Here is a 15,230-nt window from a genome sequence, read left to right as displayed (position 1 = left end):
CATCGAATTCGCACGGCATGTCACTGCACTGCAGTCATCCGCGCCGATACCTTTGGCGTTGAAACCCCGACACTCTCGCCGGAGCAGGAACGCATGCCTGTCGTTTCGATACGTCGCCGCGGCCTCGCGCTCGGCCTGCTGCTCGGGTGCCTGCCGGCGCTGGCCTGCGCCGGACAGGCCACGCAGCAAGGCATGCCCACCTCCACCGTCACCGCGAAGGTGGATGGCCTGAGTCTTTCGGACATCGCCTGGCTGCGTCGCGACGGCTTCGGCCTGGACAGCGCCACGCTGGCGCGCTACCGCGAACTCGGCCGTGCGCGCTTCCTCGACGAGCAGTTGGCCGGCGGCGACGACACCCTGCCGCCGCAGGTGGCCGCGCAGATCCACGGCTTTCCCGTGGTGAGCACGCCGCTGCCCGAACTGCTGGCGGACTTCCGCGACCGCCAGAAGCAGTTCAAGGACACGCCGGCCGGCCCGGCCAAGGACGCCGCGAAGAAGACGAACCAGCAATACCGCCGCGACCTCTACCAGCAGGCCACGCAGGCCGAGTTGCTGCATGCGGTGTATGGCGGCAACCAGCTCAAGGAACAGATGGTGTGGTTCTGGCTCAACCACTTCAGCATCTACGCGGACAAGGGCCCCGTGCGCGTGTTCGCCGCCGACTACGAGGAACAGGTGATCCGCCCGCGCGCGCTGGGCAAGTTCAAGGACCTGGTGATGGCCACGCTGAAGAGCCCGGCCATGCTGGTGTTCCTCGACAACGTGCACAACGTCAAGGACAAGACCAACGAGAACTACGCGCGCGAGCTGATGGAGCTGCACACGCTCGGCGTGGGCTCGGGCTACACGCAGGCCGACGTGCAGCAGCTGATGCGCGTGCTCACCGGCGCCGGCCTGCTGCCGCCGAAGCTGGCGATGCGCGGCGGCCGCTTCGGCGGCATGCGCCCCGGCTTCGTGCGCGACGGCCTGTTCCAGTTCAATCCCGACCGGCACGACTTCGGCGACAAGCCCTTCCTCGGCCAGACCATCAAGGGCAGCGGCTACGCCGAGATCGAGCAGGCGGTGGACCGGATCGTGCGCCAGCCCGCCTGCGCGCGCTTCGTCTCGCGGAAGCTCGCCGAATACTTCATCGACGACAAGCCCTCGCCCGCCCTGGTCGACGCGATGGCGCAGACCTTCCAGCGCAGCGACGGCGACATTGCGGCGGTGCTGCGCACGATGCTCCTGTCGAAGGACGCCGGCGCCGTGGGCGGGCACAAGTTCAAGGACCCGATGCGCTTCCTGGTTTCCGCGATGCGCCTGACCTACGACGGCCAGCCGATTCCCAACGCCGTGCCGCTGGTGAACTGGCTGCGCCAGATGGGCGAGCCGCTGTACGGCCGCATCACGCCCGACGGCTGGCCGCTGGATTCGGCGAGCTGGACCGGTTCGGGCCAGATGAGCAAGCGCTTCGATTTCGCACGCGTCATCGGCAGCGGCCGCAACCGGCTGTTCGCGGGCAACGACGGCGACGCAGCGATCGCGAACGATCCGCCGCCCGGCCCACCCGATCTGCAGGGCTCCGCACTCTATCGCGACGCCATCGCCCCGCGCCTCTCCGACGCCACGCGCAACGCGCTGGCGCAGGCAAAATCGCCGATGGAGTGGAACACCTTCCTGCTGTCCTCGCCCGACTTCAATTACCGATGAGCCATTCCCCTGCCCGTTGCCGTACGCGGCTCCCTCCCCTGCATGCAGGGGAGGGCTGGGGTGGGGTGCGGTTCGCGGCACAAGCCTTGTCCCCCTCCCAACCTCCCCCTGCACACAGGGGGAGGGGCCAACTCGTCTCCCAATCTCCCCCTGCTCGCAGGGGGAGAAGCCAACTCATCTCCCAGCCTCCCCCTGCTCGCAGGGGGAGGGGCCAACTCGTCTCCCAACCTCCCTCTGCTCGCAGGGGGAGGAGCCAACTCGTCTCCCCCCTGCTCGCGGGGGAGGGGCCAACCCGTGTAGCTGAGGTGCTGTCATGAACCGTCGCGAATTCCTGCTTGCCGCTGCCGGCGCGGCCGCCGCGTCCACGTTGTCGTTCTCGGGCCGGCTGTTCGCGGCGCCCGCGAACTCGCCGCGCTTCCTGCTGGTGTTCCTGCGCGGCGGCTACGACTGCAACAACCTGCTGGTGCCCTGCGGCAGCGACTTCTACTACGAGTCGCGCCCCACCCTCGCCATCGCGAAACCCGATCCGGACAACCCCGACAGCGCCGTGGCGCTGGACGCGAACTGGGGCCTCAACCCCGTGGTGCGCGACACGCTCTATCCGCTGTGGCAGAAGAAGCAGCTTGCCTTCATTCCGTTCGCCGGCACCAACGACCTTTCGCGCAGCCACTTCGAGACCCAGGACCACATCGAGCGCGGCGAACCGCTGGGGCATGAGACGAACTACCGCTCCGGCTTCCTCGCGCGGCTCGCGGGCCTGATGGCCGGCACGCCGGCCATCGCCTTCACCAGCAACCTGCCGCTCTCCTTCCAGGGCGCGGGGCGCGACATCCCCAACATCTCGCTGAAGGACGATCCCAGGGCGCATTTCGACGAGCGGCAGGCGGCGATCCTCTCCGGCATGTACAAGAACACCTCGCTGGCCCATGCCACCGCCGACGGCCTCGCCCTGCCCAAGACGGTATCCGCGGACCTGCGCGACGAAATGGTGGCGGCCAGCCGCGGCGCGCCCAGCGCGCACAACTTCGCCGCCGAGACGCGGCGCATCGCCACCCTGATGCGCGACCAGTACCGGCTCGGCTTCGTCGACGTCGGCGGCTGGGACACCCACGTCAACCAGGGCAACACCAAGGGCGGCCTCGCCAACAACCTGAAGAACCTGGGCGAAGGCCTGGCCGCCTACGCCGACGCGCTGGGCAATGCGTGGAACGACACCACCGTGGTGGTGCTCTCCGAATTCGGCCGCACCTTCCGCGAGAACGGCGACCACGGCACCGACCACGGCCACGGCACCGTGCACTGGGTACTCGGCGGCAAGGTCGCCGGCGGCCGCCTCGCGGGCGAGCAGCTCGCGGTGACCCAGCCGAACCTGCTGCAGAACCGCGACTACCAGGTGCTGAACGACTACCGCGACGTGCTGGGCGGGATGTTCGCGCGACTGTGGGGCTTGAACGCCGGCCAGTTGCAGACGGTGTTTCCGCAGGCGAAGCCGCGGGATCTGCGGCTGGTGTAGAAAGATGGTCCATGCACGGATACCTCCACTGCGCTCAGATACCCGGGCCGTCGTGCACGGGATTCGTTCCCACGCCTACGCACGGACAGCTGCCATGCCCCGCCGCGCACTAGCTCTCCTCCTCACGGCAGCCATGCTGTTGCTCGCCGCCTGCGCCAACCAACCCACGCAGGCAAACAAGGCGGCGCACGGCGCATTCAGCGACAGCGACCTCACCTGGCTGCGCCGAGACGGTTTCGGCCTGGACAGCGCGGATGTGGCGCGCTATCGGAAGCTGGGCCGCGAGGGCCTGCTCGATGCGCAACTGGCCGACCGCGTGCCCGGTTCGATGCCGCCGCAGGTCGTCGGCCTGATCCACGGCTTCGAGGCGACGAACACGCCGCTGCCGAAACTGCTCGGCGATCTGTACGACGCCCAGCAGCAGGTCAAGGCGATGCCTGCCGGGCCGGACAAGGACGCCGCGAACAAGGCCTGGCAGCAGCACGGCAACGCGTTGATGCAACAGGCGCGGCAGGCCGAGTTGCTGCAGGCGGCGTACGGGCCGAACCAGCTCAAGGAGCAGGTGGTGTGGTTCTGGCTCAACCACTTCAGCGTGTACGCGCCCAAGGGCCGCATCCGCTGGGAGCTGGCCGACTACGAGCAGCGCGTGATCCGCCCGCATGCGCTGGGCAGGTTCCGCGACCTGGTGATGGCGACGCTGGAAAGTCCGGCGATGCTGGAATACCTGGACAACGCGCAGAACGCCAAGGGCCACGTCAACGAGAACTACGCGCGCGAACTGATGGAACTGCACACGCTGGGCGTGGGCTCGGGCTATACCCAGCAGGACGTGCAGCAACTGGCGCTGATCCTCACCGGCGTCGGCATCACACCAGTGGACGGCAAGCCGCAACGCTTCAACCCGAAAGTAGCGCCGCTGGTGGTGCAGCACGGCCTGTTCCAGTTCAACCCGTACCGGCACGACTTCAGCAACAAGGTTTTCCTTGGCCAGCACATCAAGGGACGCGGCTACGACGAGGTGCGGCAGGCAGTCGATCTCATCGTGCACCGGCCGGCCTGCGCGCAGTTCGTCTCGCGCCAGCTTGCGCAGTATTTCGTGGCCGACAACCCGCCGCCCGCGCTGGTGGCGCGCATGGCGCAGACCTTCCAGCACACCGACGGCGACATCGCCGCGGTGCTGCACACCATGTTCGACTCGCGCGAGCTGCTGGCCAGCGGCCGCCAGTTCATGACCCCGACCCGCTTCGTGGTGTCCTCCGTGCGCCTCGCCTACGACGGCAAGCCCATCGCGAACGCCCTGCCGCTGGTGTACTGGCTGGACCAGCTGGGCGAGCCGCTGTACGGCCGCATCACGCCCGACGGCTGGCCGCTGGACGGCGCAAGCTGGACCGGTTCCGGCCAGCTCTCCAAACGCTTCGACATCGCCGCCGCGATCGGCAACGGCAACACCCAGCTGTTCACGCCGCCGGGCAGCACCACGCGCGAGGCCGGCTTCCCGATGCTGAGCACGCGGCTGTACTACGACGCCATCGAGCCCCACCTTTCCGCCGCCGCGCGCAGCGCGCTGGCCAAGGCGGAATCGCAGCAGGAATGGAACACCTTCCTGCTGGCCTCGCCGGACCTCAACTACCGCTGACCCGGTTCGCGCGGCCGCACACGGGCGCTGCCCTTGTGTCGGCTTGCGGAGCCGGTGCGCGTCCCGCGTTCAGGCCCGCAGCACCAGCAGGTGCTTGGCCAGCTGGCCGTGCAGGTGGCCGAGGCCACGCACCACATGCAGCAGCAGGAAGAACAGCAGCAGGCCCAGCGCGCAGAGCACGATCGCACCGCTCCAGCTGTGCGTCCACGTGAGCAGGTCGCAGGGCCACTGCGGCGTCCCGAGGCAGGTCACGCCATCCCATTGATCCAGCCCGGGGAACAGCTTCGCAATCGGCATCGCGATGAAGGCCAGCGAGACGGAGAGCCAGGTCACGACCAACGTGAAGTAGAAGATGCCCAGCGGCAGTTGCAGCAACCCGTACAGCATCGAGCTCCAGCTGCGCGGGTCGGTGAACATCGCGCCCATGCGCTGGAACAGCGTCATGTGCTTCGGCGGATACGGCGGCCGCCGCGGCATGCGCACGCCAAGCATGGTTTCCACCAGGCGCCCTTCCAGCAGCGCCAGCCCGCGCACGCTGCCGAAGAACAGCACGATGAACGGCAGGCCGATGATGAGCACCGAGAAGCCCAGCGACACCGAGAGGCCGGCGACCACCCAGGTGAAATACGCGATGCCGGTGACCAGGCCGAACAGCAGGTAGAACAACGCGCCCCAGGCGCGCGGATCGGCGGCCACGCCGAAGAAGCGGCCGGCGGCCGAGCGCCGCTTCGGCGGCGGCGGCGGGCGGATCGCGCGCTGGATCTTGATCTCCTGGTCGCGGTAGATCTCGGCCACCTCGTCCGGGGCGCCGTAGCTTTCCACCACGTGTTCCAGCATCGCGGCCTCGTCGCGGCCGGGGCGTTCGTACAGTTCCGCGCGCAGGTGTTCCTCGGCGTCGTACAGCGCGTCCTGGATCAGCGCGGGGTCGGCGCCGCGCAGCGCGGCACGCAGTTGTTCGAGGTATTCCGCGATCGTGCGCGGCACGTTGCCGGATGCTTCGTTCATCACAGTTCTCCCTGCAATACCTTGTCGACGCTGTCGCGGCTGGCGTTCCACGCGGCGATCCACTCGCGCAGCACCTCGCGGCCGAATTTCGTGATGCGGTAATAGCGGCGCGGCGGCCCGCTCACCGAAGGCTCCACCTCGCTGGCCAGCAGGCCTGCGCCCTCCAGGTTGCGCAGCACCGGATACAGCGCGCTCTGCTTGCCGGCCAGCACGCCCTCGCCCACCTGCTCCAGCCGTTTCGCGATCTGGTAGCCGTACAGCGGCTGGCGCGACTGCCCCAGCACCGCCAGCAGCACCAGCGACACGGTGCCGGTGGACAGCTCCTTCTGGAATTTCTTCAGTTGGCCGTCGAGGTCGTCCATGCACTTGCCTGCACTGCGCCATAGCTTGGACTGAAGCATAGTATTCACTTCACACTAGTACATGCGCCGGAAGTCATGGCCGGCGGATTGGCGCTGCCCCGGGGTTTCTCTGTATCGTGGCGACCGTCTCCCGACCCGGCGCCCGCATGACCGTATCCACCGCGCAACCGGAGCAGCTGCGGCGCAGCCTCTCCAATCGCCACCTGCAGCTGATCGCGCTCGGCGGCGCGATCGGCACCGGGCTGTTCATGGGCTCGGGCAAGACCATCAGCCTCGCCGGGCCGTCGATCCTGCTGGTCTATCTGATCATCGGCGTGATGCTGTTCTTCGTGATGCGCGCGATGGGCGAGCTGCTGCTGTCGAACCTGCAGTACAAGTCGTTCATCGACTTCTCCACCGACCTGCTGGGGCCGTGGGCCGGCTTCTTCTGCGGCTGGACGTACTGGTTCTGCTGGATCGTCACCGGCATCGCCGAAGTGGTCGCGATCGCCTCCTACACCCAGTTCTGGCTGCCGCATCTCGCGCCCTGGATTCCCGCGCTGCTGTGCGTGCTGTTGCTGCTGGGCCTGAACCTGCTGACGGTGAAGCTGTTCGGCGAGCTGGAGTTCTGGTTCGCGCTGATCAAGATCGTGGCGATCTGCGCGCTGATCGCGGTGGGTTGCGCGCTGGTGCTCTGGGGCTTCCGGTCGCCGGCCGGCAACCAGGCCACGCTGGCGAACCTGTGGAACGACGGCGGCTTCTTCCCGAAGGGCGTGTCCGGCTTCTTCGCCGGCTTCCAGATCGCGGTGTTCGCGTTCGTCGGCATCGAGCTGGTGGGTACCGCCGCCGCCGAGACGGCCGACCCGCGGCGCAACCTGCCGAAGGCGATCAACTCCATCCCGCTGCGCATCCTCGTGTTCTACGTGCTGGCGCTGGTGGCGATCATGGCGGTGACGCCGTGGCGGCTGGTCGAGCCGGACAAGAGCCCGTTCGTTGAACTATTCGTGCTGGCCGGCGTGCCCGCGGCGGCCAGTCTGATCAACTTCGTGGTGCTGACCTCGGCCACCTCCTCGGCGAACAGCGGCATCTTCTCCACCAGCCGCATGCTGTACGGCCTGGCGGACGAGAACCATGCGCCGAAGATCTTCACGCGGCTGTCGAAGGCCGCGGTGCCGACGCCGGGCCTGCTGTTCTCGTGCCTGTGCCTGATGCTGGGCGCGGGGCTGATCTACCTGGTGCCGAACCTGCTCACCGCGTTCACCCTGGTCACCACGCTGTCCGCCGTGCTTTTCATGTTCGTCTGGTCGCTGATCCTGTTCGCCTACATGGCGTACCGGCGCAAGCGTCCGCAACTGCATGCGGAGTCGATCTACCGGATGCCTGGCGGCGTGTTCATGTGCTGGGCATGCCTGGCGTTCTTCGCGTTCGTGCTGGTGCTGCTGTGCCTGCAGGCCGACACCCGCGCCGCCCTGCTGGCCAGCCCGGTATGGTTCGTGCTGCTGGGCGTCGGCTATGCGTGGAAGCGGCGGCGCGCCGCCAAACGGTAGAATTGGCTCACCATTCACTGCCTTGGGGGGGACATGCAGGGTCCGTCGGGAGTTTCGATCGTCCATCCGCATGTGCTGGAATCAGCGGACGCGTGCCGGGCCGAGTTCTGTTCGGCGGCGCCGTTCCCCCACGTGACGATCGATGATTTCTTCGCCCCGGATTTCGCCGCGGCACTGCTGGACAGCTTCCCCGCGTTCGAGCGCGGCAACTCGGTGGGCGACGACGGCAAGCTGGGTGGCAAGTCCACGCTGGCAAAGATCCGCCAGCTCGGGCCGGCCTGGGAGCAGCTTGACGACGCGATCCGCAGTCCCGAGTTCCTGGCGACGGTAGGCCGTCTCACCGGCATCGACGGCCTGATCTACGACCCGTGGTATCTCGGCGGAGGCACCCATGAGAACCGCAACGGGATGAGCCTGGACCCGCATGTGGATTTCAACTACCACCCCAGCGAACGCTGGCACCGCCGCCTCAACCTCATCGTCTACCTCAACCCGCAGTGGGAGGAATCATGGGGCGGCTGCCTGGAACTGTTCCGCGATCCACATGCCGATGCGCGCCCAGCACGCTCGGTGGCGCCCGCGTTCAACCGCTGCGTGATCTTCGAGACGTCCGAATGTTCCTGGCACGCCTTCAACCGGATCGAGCTGCCGCCTGAGCATGCCGATCTCACGCGCCGCTCCGTCGCGTTGTACTTCTACACGAAGGATCGCCCCGCCGCCGAGACGGCGCCGCGTCACACCACTTATTACGTGAACCGCCAACTGCCGCCGCACCTGGACGAGGGTCACATTCTGACGCGCAGCGACGTGGCCGGGATCCAGCAGCTGATCGAGCAGCGCGACAGCCACATCCGCATGCTCTATGCCGAGAACACCGCACTGCGCGAAGCCCAGGATGCCGGCCTGACCGGACACCTGCTGTACCTGGCCAGACGCGCCTTCGTGCGCTTCCGCAAATAACGCACGCACCGGCTTGCGGCTCCTGCTAACGTGCCGCGACGCCAACGATACGGGGAAACCACCATGCGCCATCATCCTGCCGCCGTCGCAATGGCGCTCGCTCTCGCGGCGGTCTCGGCCTCCGCCGCGGAAGACAAGCCCACGCCCAGCGCGAAGGAACTGCTGGCGGCGTCGAAGCCGGCCGAATGGCGCACGCCCGACCCGGCCAACCTGCTCTACATGCAGCTGCCTGCGGGCCGCGTGGTGATCGAGCTGGCGCCGGGCTTCACCCCGCTGCATGCGCAGAACATCCGCACGCTGGCGCGCGAGCACTATTTCGACGGGCTGTCGATCAACCGCGTGCAGGACAACTTCGTGGCGCAGTGGGACGATCCCGAAAGCGACGGCGACCATCCCGATCCGGCGAAGCTGAAGCCGCTGGGCAAGGCCAAGCAGACGCTGCCGCCGGAATACACCCGCGCGATCGACGCGAAGCAGCCGTGGATGCCGCTGCCGGACGGCGACGTGTATGCGCCGGAAGTGGGCTTCAGCGAAGGCTTCCCCGCCGCGCGCGACCCGGCCACGGGACGCGAATGGCTGACGCACTGCTACGGCATGGTGGGCGTGGCGCGCGACATCGCGCCGGACAGCGGCAACGGCAGTTCGCTGTACGCGGTGATCGGCCAGTCGCCCCGCGCGCTGGACCGCAACCTCGCGATCGCCGGCCGCGTGCTGGAAGGCATGCCGCTGCTGTCGGGCCTGCCGCGCGGTCCCGCACCGATGGGCTTCTACGCCAAGGCCGAACAGCGCGTGCCCATCCTGTCGGTGCGCCTCGCCTCCGAACTGCCGCCCGCGCAGCGCACGGATATCCAGGTGCTGCGCACCGACAGCCCCACCTTCGCCGCGCTGGTCGAAGCCAGGCGCAACCGCCGCGACGCGTTCTACAAGAACCCCGCGGGCAAGGTCAGCCTGTGCAGCATCGATATCCCGGTACGCGACGGCGGCAAGCCGGCCGCGCCGTAAGAATCGGCAGCGGAGCGCCATAACCGGATCAGAACATCCGCCCCGCTCGTTCCGGTTATCGTGCGCCACTGGAACCGCTGCTGCCGTTGCCCATGTCCCTGAACGACACGATGGATCTCCTGCGGGCCTGGCTGCGCGATCCCCGCAGCGTGGGCGCGCTGGCACCCTCCGGCCCGGCGCTGGCCCGGCTGATGACCGCCCATGTCGACCAGGCGCACGGCCCGGTGATCGAGCTGGGGCCCGGCACCGGCGTGTTCACGCGGGCCTTGCTGGACCGTGGACTGCCGGGGCACCGGCTGGTGCTGGTGGAAACCGACCAGGTACTGGCCAGTGCGCTGGCCCACCGTTACCCGCTCGCGCGCGTGCTGCACATGGATGCCGCCGAACTGGGCAGCGCGTCTTCGCTGTTCGGCAACGAACGCGCCTGCGCCGTGATCAGCGGCCTGCCGCTGCTGTCGATCCCGCCCGACAAGGTCGAAGCCATCATCGCGGGCGTGTTCGAGCGCCAGTTGCAGCAGGACGGCTCGCTCTACCAGTTCACCTACGGCCTGCGCTGCCCGGTGCCGCGCGCGCTGCGGCAGCGCCTGGGGCTGGAGGCCGAGCGCATCGGCGGCGTCTGGCTCAACCTGCCGCCGGCGCAGGTCTGGCGCATCCGCCGCCGCACCCGCTGATTCCCGGCTTGCCGCCCCTGGCCTGATCGTCCGCGCTTGCAAACGATATATCGTGGATATATCTTCGACTCCCAATTCGATATATCGGAAGCAGCCATGCGCATGCATCACCTGTTCCATCGTTTCGCCCACCACCACGATTCCCACGGCTTTTTCGCGTACGACGGCGAGCGCGGCTTCCACGCCGGCCGTCACGGCCCGTTCGGCGGCCACCATGGCGGCGACGACAGTTTTGGCGGCTGGGACGCGCTGCGCGGCGGCGGCCGGCGCGGCGGCGGCCGCATGTTCGGCCACGGCGACCTCAAGCTGCTGCTGCTGGCGCTGATCGAGCAGCAGCCGCGCCACGGCTACGAACTGATCCGCACCATCGAGGAGATGTTCCACGGCCAGTACACGCCCAGCCCCGGCGCGATCTACCCCACCCTCGCCATGCTGGAAGACATGGGCCATGTGCAGGTGGAAAGCGAGGCGGGCAACCGCAAGCTCTACGCGATCACCGACGCCGGCCGTGCCTTCCTCGACGAGAACCGCGCCGCGGTGGACGCGGCGACCTCGCGCACCGAGCACAGCGCGCGCCTGGCAGCGAAGATGGCCGCGCCGATGGCGGTGCGCAAGGCGATGCACGCGCTGAAGCACGCGCTGATGATGCGCACCGGCTGGGACAAGGCCGAGGCGGATCGCATCGCCGCGATCCTGCAGCGGGCCGCCAGCGAGATCGCTGGTGGCCAGCCGAAGGATTGATGCACCCGCCGTCTTCTCCCGGCGGCTTCCCTACGCGCCAGCCATCGCCAGCGCCCCATCCCCACGAGGCAACCACGATGGCACTCCATGCCCACCAGCGCCTGCGCCACGACGTCGTGCTGCGCATGCTCGACGTGCTGCGCGTCGAACGTCTCTCGCCGCACATGCAGCGGGTGACGCTCGGCGGCCCCGGCTTGCGCGGCTTCCGCGGCGCGTCGCCCGACGATCACGTGAAGCTGTTCCTCCCCAACCGCGACGGCGAGCTGGTGCTGCCCGCGCTCGGCGCGAACGGCCCCGAATTCCCGCCCGACCGCGAGCCGTCGCCGATGCGCGACTACACGCCGCGCCGCCACGACGCCGCGCGCGACGAGCTGACTGTCGACTTCGTGCTGCACGGCGACGGCCCCGCGTCGAACTGGGCGGCGCAGGCCGCGCCCGGCCAGCAGCTCGGCGCCGGCGGACCGCGCGGCTCGTTCGTGATCGCCGGCGACTTCGATCATTACGTGCTGGTGGGCGACGAAACCGCCCTGCCCGCCATCGGCCGCTGGCTGGAGGAAATGCCCGCCGGCACGCGCGCCACCGCGTTGATCGAACTACCCGACGCCGCCGACCGCCAGCCGCTGCACACGCACGCCGATGTCGACATCCGCTGGCTTGCACGCCATGGCGAGGCAGCCGTGGACAGCCGTCGCCTGGAACAGGCCCTGCAGGAATTGCCCGCCATCGAAGGCGACGTGTTCCATTGGATCGCCGCCGAATCGGGCCGCGCCCGTGCCATGCGCCAGTGGCTGGAACAGCGCGGCGTGCCGAAAGACTGGATCAAGGCCACCGGCTACTGGAAGGCTGGCGCGGACGACGACAACGACTGATCCCGAGCCGCTGCGGGTGAACGCACGGTGAGCGAAACCGCGCCGTCACTACGAAACCTTGCCGCAACATGGGTTATGTCATGGCATAACGCCATTGCCGGTCGCACTGCGGCCGCAGGAGTCGGGCATGAGGCGCAGGAACAAGTGGCTGGCATGGATCATCGGGATACCGGTGGCACTGGTGGTCATCCTCGCCGTGGCGCTTGCCCTGTTCGACTGGAACCGCCTGAAGCCGACCATCGACGCCAGCGTCAGCGCCGCCATCGGCCGCCCGTTCGCGATCAACGGTTCGCTCGACGTGCAGTGGCGGCGCGAGCCGCAGGCAGGTGGCCTGCGCGCGTGGCTGCCGTGGCCGCAGGTGGTGGCGAACGACATCAGCGTCGCGAATCCCGCATGGGCGAAGCAGCGCGAGTTCGCCCACCTGGACGCGCTGCGCTTCAGCCTGTCGCCGCTGGATCTGCTGCTGCACCGCGTGCGCATTCCCACCTTGCAGCTGGTGCGTCCCCGCGTGGACCTTGAGCGCGATGCGCAGGGCCGCGCCAACTGGAACTTCGAACTGTCGAACAGCGCGTCGCCTTCCCGCTGGGCGCTGGACCTCGGCGCGATCGCTTTCGATGCCGGCCACATCGCGCTGGACGACGCCGCCGGCCGCGTGCGGATCGATGCCGACATCGAACCGCTGAAGCAGGCGATTCCCTACGACCAGATCGTGGCGCAGGCGCGCACCGATGCGCGCGCGCAGGCCGAGCGCAGCGCAGGGCGCGGCGCCGACAGGTCGCTGCGCAGCGACGACGAGGCGCCGGCGGAATCCGGCGAGGCGGCCGCGCGGCGAACCGCCTACCAGTTCGCGTGGACCGCCAGGGGCAGCTACCAGGGCGCACCGCTGGAAGGCAGCGGCAGGACCGGCGCCGTACTGGCGCTGCAGCAGGCCGACCAACCATTTCCCGTACAGGCACGCTTGCGCATCGGCGATACGCACATCGCCCTCGTCGGCACGCTGACCGATCCGCTGCACCTGGGCGCGCTGGACCTGCGCCTGTGGCTCGCCGGCTCCAGCATGGCCAGGCTGTATCCCATCCTCGGCGTGACCCTGCCCGACACGCCGCCCTACGCCACCCGCGGCCGCCTCACCGCCACGCTGGGGCGTCACGGCAGCCGCTTCGGCTACCACGGCTTCCGCGCCCGCGTGGGCGGCAGCGACCTCGCGGGCGACGTCGATTACGTCACCGGCGGCGCACGTCCCAAGCTCAGCGGCAAGGTGCAGGCCGAGCAACTGCACCTCGCCGACCTGGCGCCGCTGATCGGCGGCGGCGGCTCCAGCACCACCGCGCCGCCGCCCGCGGCGTCGGACCGCGTGCTGCCCACGCAAGCCTTCCGTACCGACCGCTGGAAGGCGATGGATGCGGACGTGACGTTCGCCGCGGGGCGCATCGAGCACGGCGCGTCGCTGCCCATCGAATCGCTGTCCACCCACCTGGTGCTGGACGGCGGAGTATTGGCGCTGGACCCGCTGCAGTTCGGCCTCGCCGGCGGCCATGCGGACGGCGCGCTGCGCCTGGACGGCAGCGCCGCGCCCATGCGCGGCAGCCTGAAACTGCATGCGCGGCACCTGAAGCTCAAGCAGCTGTTCCCGGACTTCGAGCCGATGCACACCAGCCTTGGCGAGATCAACGGCGGCGCCACGCTGGACGCGCGCGGCAATTCCGTCGCGGCCCTGCTCGGCAGCGCCAACGGCGAGCTGAAGCTCTTGATGAACGACGGCGCGATCAGCCGCAACCTGCTGGAGACCGCCGGCCTCAACGTGGGCAACATCGTGCTCGGCAAGCTGTTCGGCGACCGCACGGTGAAGATCAACTGCGCCGCCACCGACCTCGCCGCGCAGAACGGCCTGTTCCGCACGAAGCTCTTCGTCTTCGACACCCAGGATGCGCTGATCGACGTCGAGGGCACGGTGAACTTCGCGAACGAGAAACTGGACCTGGACGTGACGCCCCACACCAAGGGCTTCCGGGTGCTCTCGCTGCGTTCGCCGCTGTACGTGCGCGGCACGCTGAAGCAGCCGGACGTGGGCGTGCAGGCCGGCCCGCTGCTGGTACGCGGCGCCGGCGCGCTGGCGCTGGGCGTGGTCGCCGCCCCCGCAGCCGCGCTGCTGGCGCTGGTCGCCCCCAGCCACGACAGCGGCGACGCCAACACCTGCACCACGGTGCTGCAGCAGATGCGCACGCCCAGGCAACCCGCTTCCGTGGGCAAACCGCGCCGCTGACATGCTGCCGCGACCCGCGGCGCAACGTAGAATGCCGCGTCTCCCATCGATGCGTTTCCATGCAAGCCACCAACCGGGCCCGCCTGCAGATCCACTTCTGCGTGCTGTTGTGGGGCTTCACCGCCATCCTCGGCAAGCTGATCACGCTGCCCGCGCTGCCGCTGGTGTGGTGGCGCATGCTGCTGGTGACCGCCGCATTGCTGCTGGTGCCGCGCGTGTGGCGCGGCCTGCGCGCGATGCCGTCGCGGCTGCGCTGGGCCTATGCCGGCATCGGCGTGCTGGTGTCGCTGCACTGGCTCACCTTCTACGCCGCGATCAAGCTGGCGAACGCGTCGGTGGGCGCCACCTGCATCGCACTGGGGCCGGTGTTCCTGGCCTTCGTGGAACCGTGGATCGCCCGGCGCAAGTTCGACCCGCGCGAGCTGCTGATCGGCGCGGCCGTGGTGCCGGGCGTGGCGATGGTGGTGGGCGGCGTGCCGCACGGCATGCGCCTCGGCATCGCGGTGGGCGTGCTGTCGGCGCTGTTCGTGGCGCTGTTCGGCTCGCTCAACAAGCGGCTGGTGAACCACGGCGACCCGCTTACCGTCACCTGCATCGAACTGGGCACCGGCACCGCCTTCCTCACCGTGCTGGCGCCGCTGCTGCCGCACGCAGGCGCCGCCTTCGTGCTGCCCGGTGCGCACGACACGCTGCTGCTGCTCGCGCTGGCCTTCGGCTGCACCCTGCTGCCGTTCGTGCTCGCGCTGGTGGCGCTGCGCCACATGAGCGCCTTCGGCACGCAGATGGTGACCAACCTGGAGCCGGTCTACGCGATCGTGCTGGCCATGCTGCTGCTCGGCGAGCAGCGCCAGCTCGATGGCTGGTTCTACGCGGGCGTGGCGGTGATCCTCGTCGCCGTGTTCGCGCATCCGCTGCTGGCGCGCCGGCAGCGACCGGCCGGGCAGCCGGAATTGCTGGGGACGGCGGAGAGCCACAACATCGTGGAGTAACGCC

13 protein-coding genes are annotated in these 15,230 nt (G+C 69.0%); 11 read left to right on the top strand and 2 right to left on the bottom strand.

Going from position 1 to position 15,230, the window contains the following annotated elements; genetic code table 11:
• The first annotated feature begins 93 nt into the window (after positions 1–93).
• From PCA_RS06115 to PCA_RS06105, 3 genes are all read left to right on the top strand, one after another.
• Positions 94–1,689, top strand: a complete 1,596-nt coding sequence (locus PCA_RS06115) for a DUF1800 domain-containing protein (protein ID WP_181301710.1) — start codon at positions 94–96, stop codon at positions 1,687–1,689.
• 313 nt (positions 1,690–2,002) lie between these two features.
• A complete protein-coding gene (locus tag PCA_RS06110; protein WP_181301709.1) occupies positions 2,003–3,202 on the top strand; it encodes a DUF1501 domain-containing protein in 1,200 nt (399 codons plus the stop codon).
• A gap of 133 nt (positions 3,203–3,335) precedes the next feature.
• Positions 3,336–4,838: a DUF1800 domain-containing protein gene (locus PCA_RS06105; RefSeq protein ID WP_219918581.1), complete on the top strand. Its 1,503-nt coding sequence runs from the start codon at positions 3,336–3,338 to the stop codon at positions 4,836–4,838.
• Positions 4,839–4,907: 69 nt separating this feature from the next.
• On the opposite strand, the gene PCA_RS06100 is transcribed toward PCA_RS06105, so the two are convergent.
• Together PCA_RS06100 and PCA_RS06095 are read right to left on the bottom strand one after the other, a co-directional pair.
• Positions 4,908–5,843 carry a sensor domain-containing protein gene (locus PCA_RS06100; protein ID WP_181301707.1) on the bottom strand — a complete coding sequence of 312 codons (936 nt, stop codon included), beginning with the start codon at positions 5,841–5,843 and terminating at the stop codon, positions 4,908–4,910.
• On the bottom strand, positions 5,843–6,205 hold the full coding sequence (locus PCA_RS06095) for a PadR family transcriptional regulator (protein WP_181301706.1): 363 nt from the start codon (positions 6,203–6,205) through the stop codon (positions 5,843–5,845). Before PCA_RS06095 ends, PCA_RS06100 begins: the two co-directional genes overlap by 1 nt.
• 146 nt (positions 6,206–6,351) lie before the next feature.
• Here PCA_RS06095 and cycA point away from each other — a divergent pair, with 146 nt between their 5' ends.
• The 8 genes from cycA to PCA_RS06055 all read left to right on the top strand — a co-directional run bounded on the left by cycA (position 6,352) and on the right by PCA_RS06055 (position 15,226).
• Positions 6,352–7,731, top strand: a complete 1,380-nt coding sequence (gene cycA, locus PCA_RS06090) for a D-serine/D-alanine/glycine transporter (RefSeq protein ID WP_181301705.1) — start codon at positions 6,352–6,354, stop codon at positions 7,729–7,731.
• Positions 7,732–7,863: 132 nt separating this feature from the next.
• Positions 7,864–8,691: a 2OG-Fe(II) oxygenase gene (locus PCA_RS06085; RefSeq protein WP_343204419.1), complete on the top strand. Its 828-nt coding sequence runs from the start codon at positions 7,864–7,866 to the stop codon at positions 8,689–8,691.
• Between the two features lie 63 nt (positions 8,692–8,754).
• Complete coding sequence (locus tag PCA_RS06080) at positions 8,755–9,693, top strand: peptidylprolyl isomerase (RefSeq protein WP_181301703.1); 939 nt, start codon at positions 8,755–8,757, stop codon at positions 9,691–9,693.
• A gap of 110 nt (positions 9,694–9,803) precedes the next feature.
• On the top strand, positions 9,804–10,364 hold the full coding sequence (locus PCA_RS06075) for an rRNA adenine N-6-methyltransferase family protein (protein ID WP_255436695.1): 561 nt from the start codon (positions 9,804–9,806) through the stop codon (positions 10,362–10,364).
• A gap of 96 nt (positions 10,365–10,460) precedes the next feature.
• Complete coding sequence (locus PCA_RS06070) at positions 10,461–11,105, top strand: PadR family transcriptional regulator (RefSeq protein ID WP_181301701.1); 645 nt, start codon at positions 10,461–10,463, stop codon at positions 11,103–11,105.
• A 77-nt stretch (positions 11,106–11,182) separates the two neighbouring features.
• Positions 11,183–11,974, top strand: coding sequence for a siderophore-interacting protein (locus PCA_RS06065; RefSeq protein ID WP_181301700.1), 792 nt, complete (start codon positions 11,183–11,185; stop codon positions 11,972–11,974).
• A gap of 127 nt (positions 11,975–12,101) precedes the next feature.
• The gene (locus PCA_RS06060) at positions 12,102–14,237 is read left to right on the top strand and encodes an AsmA family protein (protein WP_181301699.1); all 2,136 of its coding nucleotides are present in this window, start codon (positions 12,102–12,104) and stop codon (positions 14,235–14,237) included.
• Between the two features lie 59 nt (positions 14,238–14,296).
• Positions 14,297–15,226: a DMT family transporter gene (locus tag PCA_RS06055; RefSeq protein ID WP_181301698.1), complete on the top strand. Its 930-nt coding sequence runs from the start codon at positions 14,297–14,299 to the stop codon at positions 15,224–15,226.
• Positions 15,227–15,230: the final 4 nt, after the last annotated feature.

This window comes from Rhodanobacter sp. PCA2 (assembly GCF_013620825.1).
GTDB lineage: Bacteria > Pseudomonadota > Gammaproteobacteria > Xanthomonadales > Rhodanobacteraceae > Rhodanobacter_A.
Note: the sequence above shows the minus strand (reverse complement) of the source record. Positions and strands in the feature narration are given on the sequence as shown.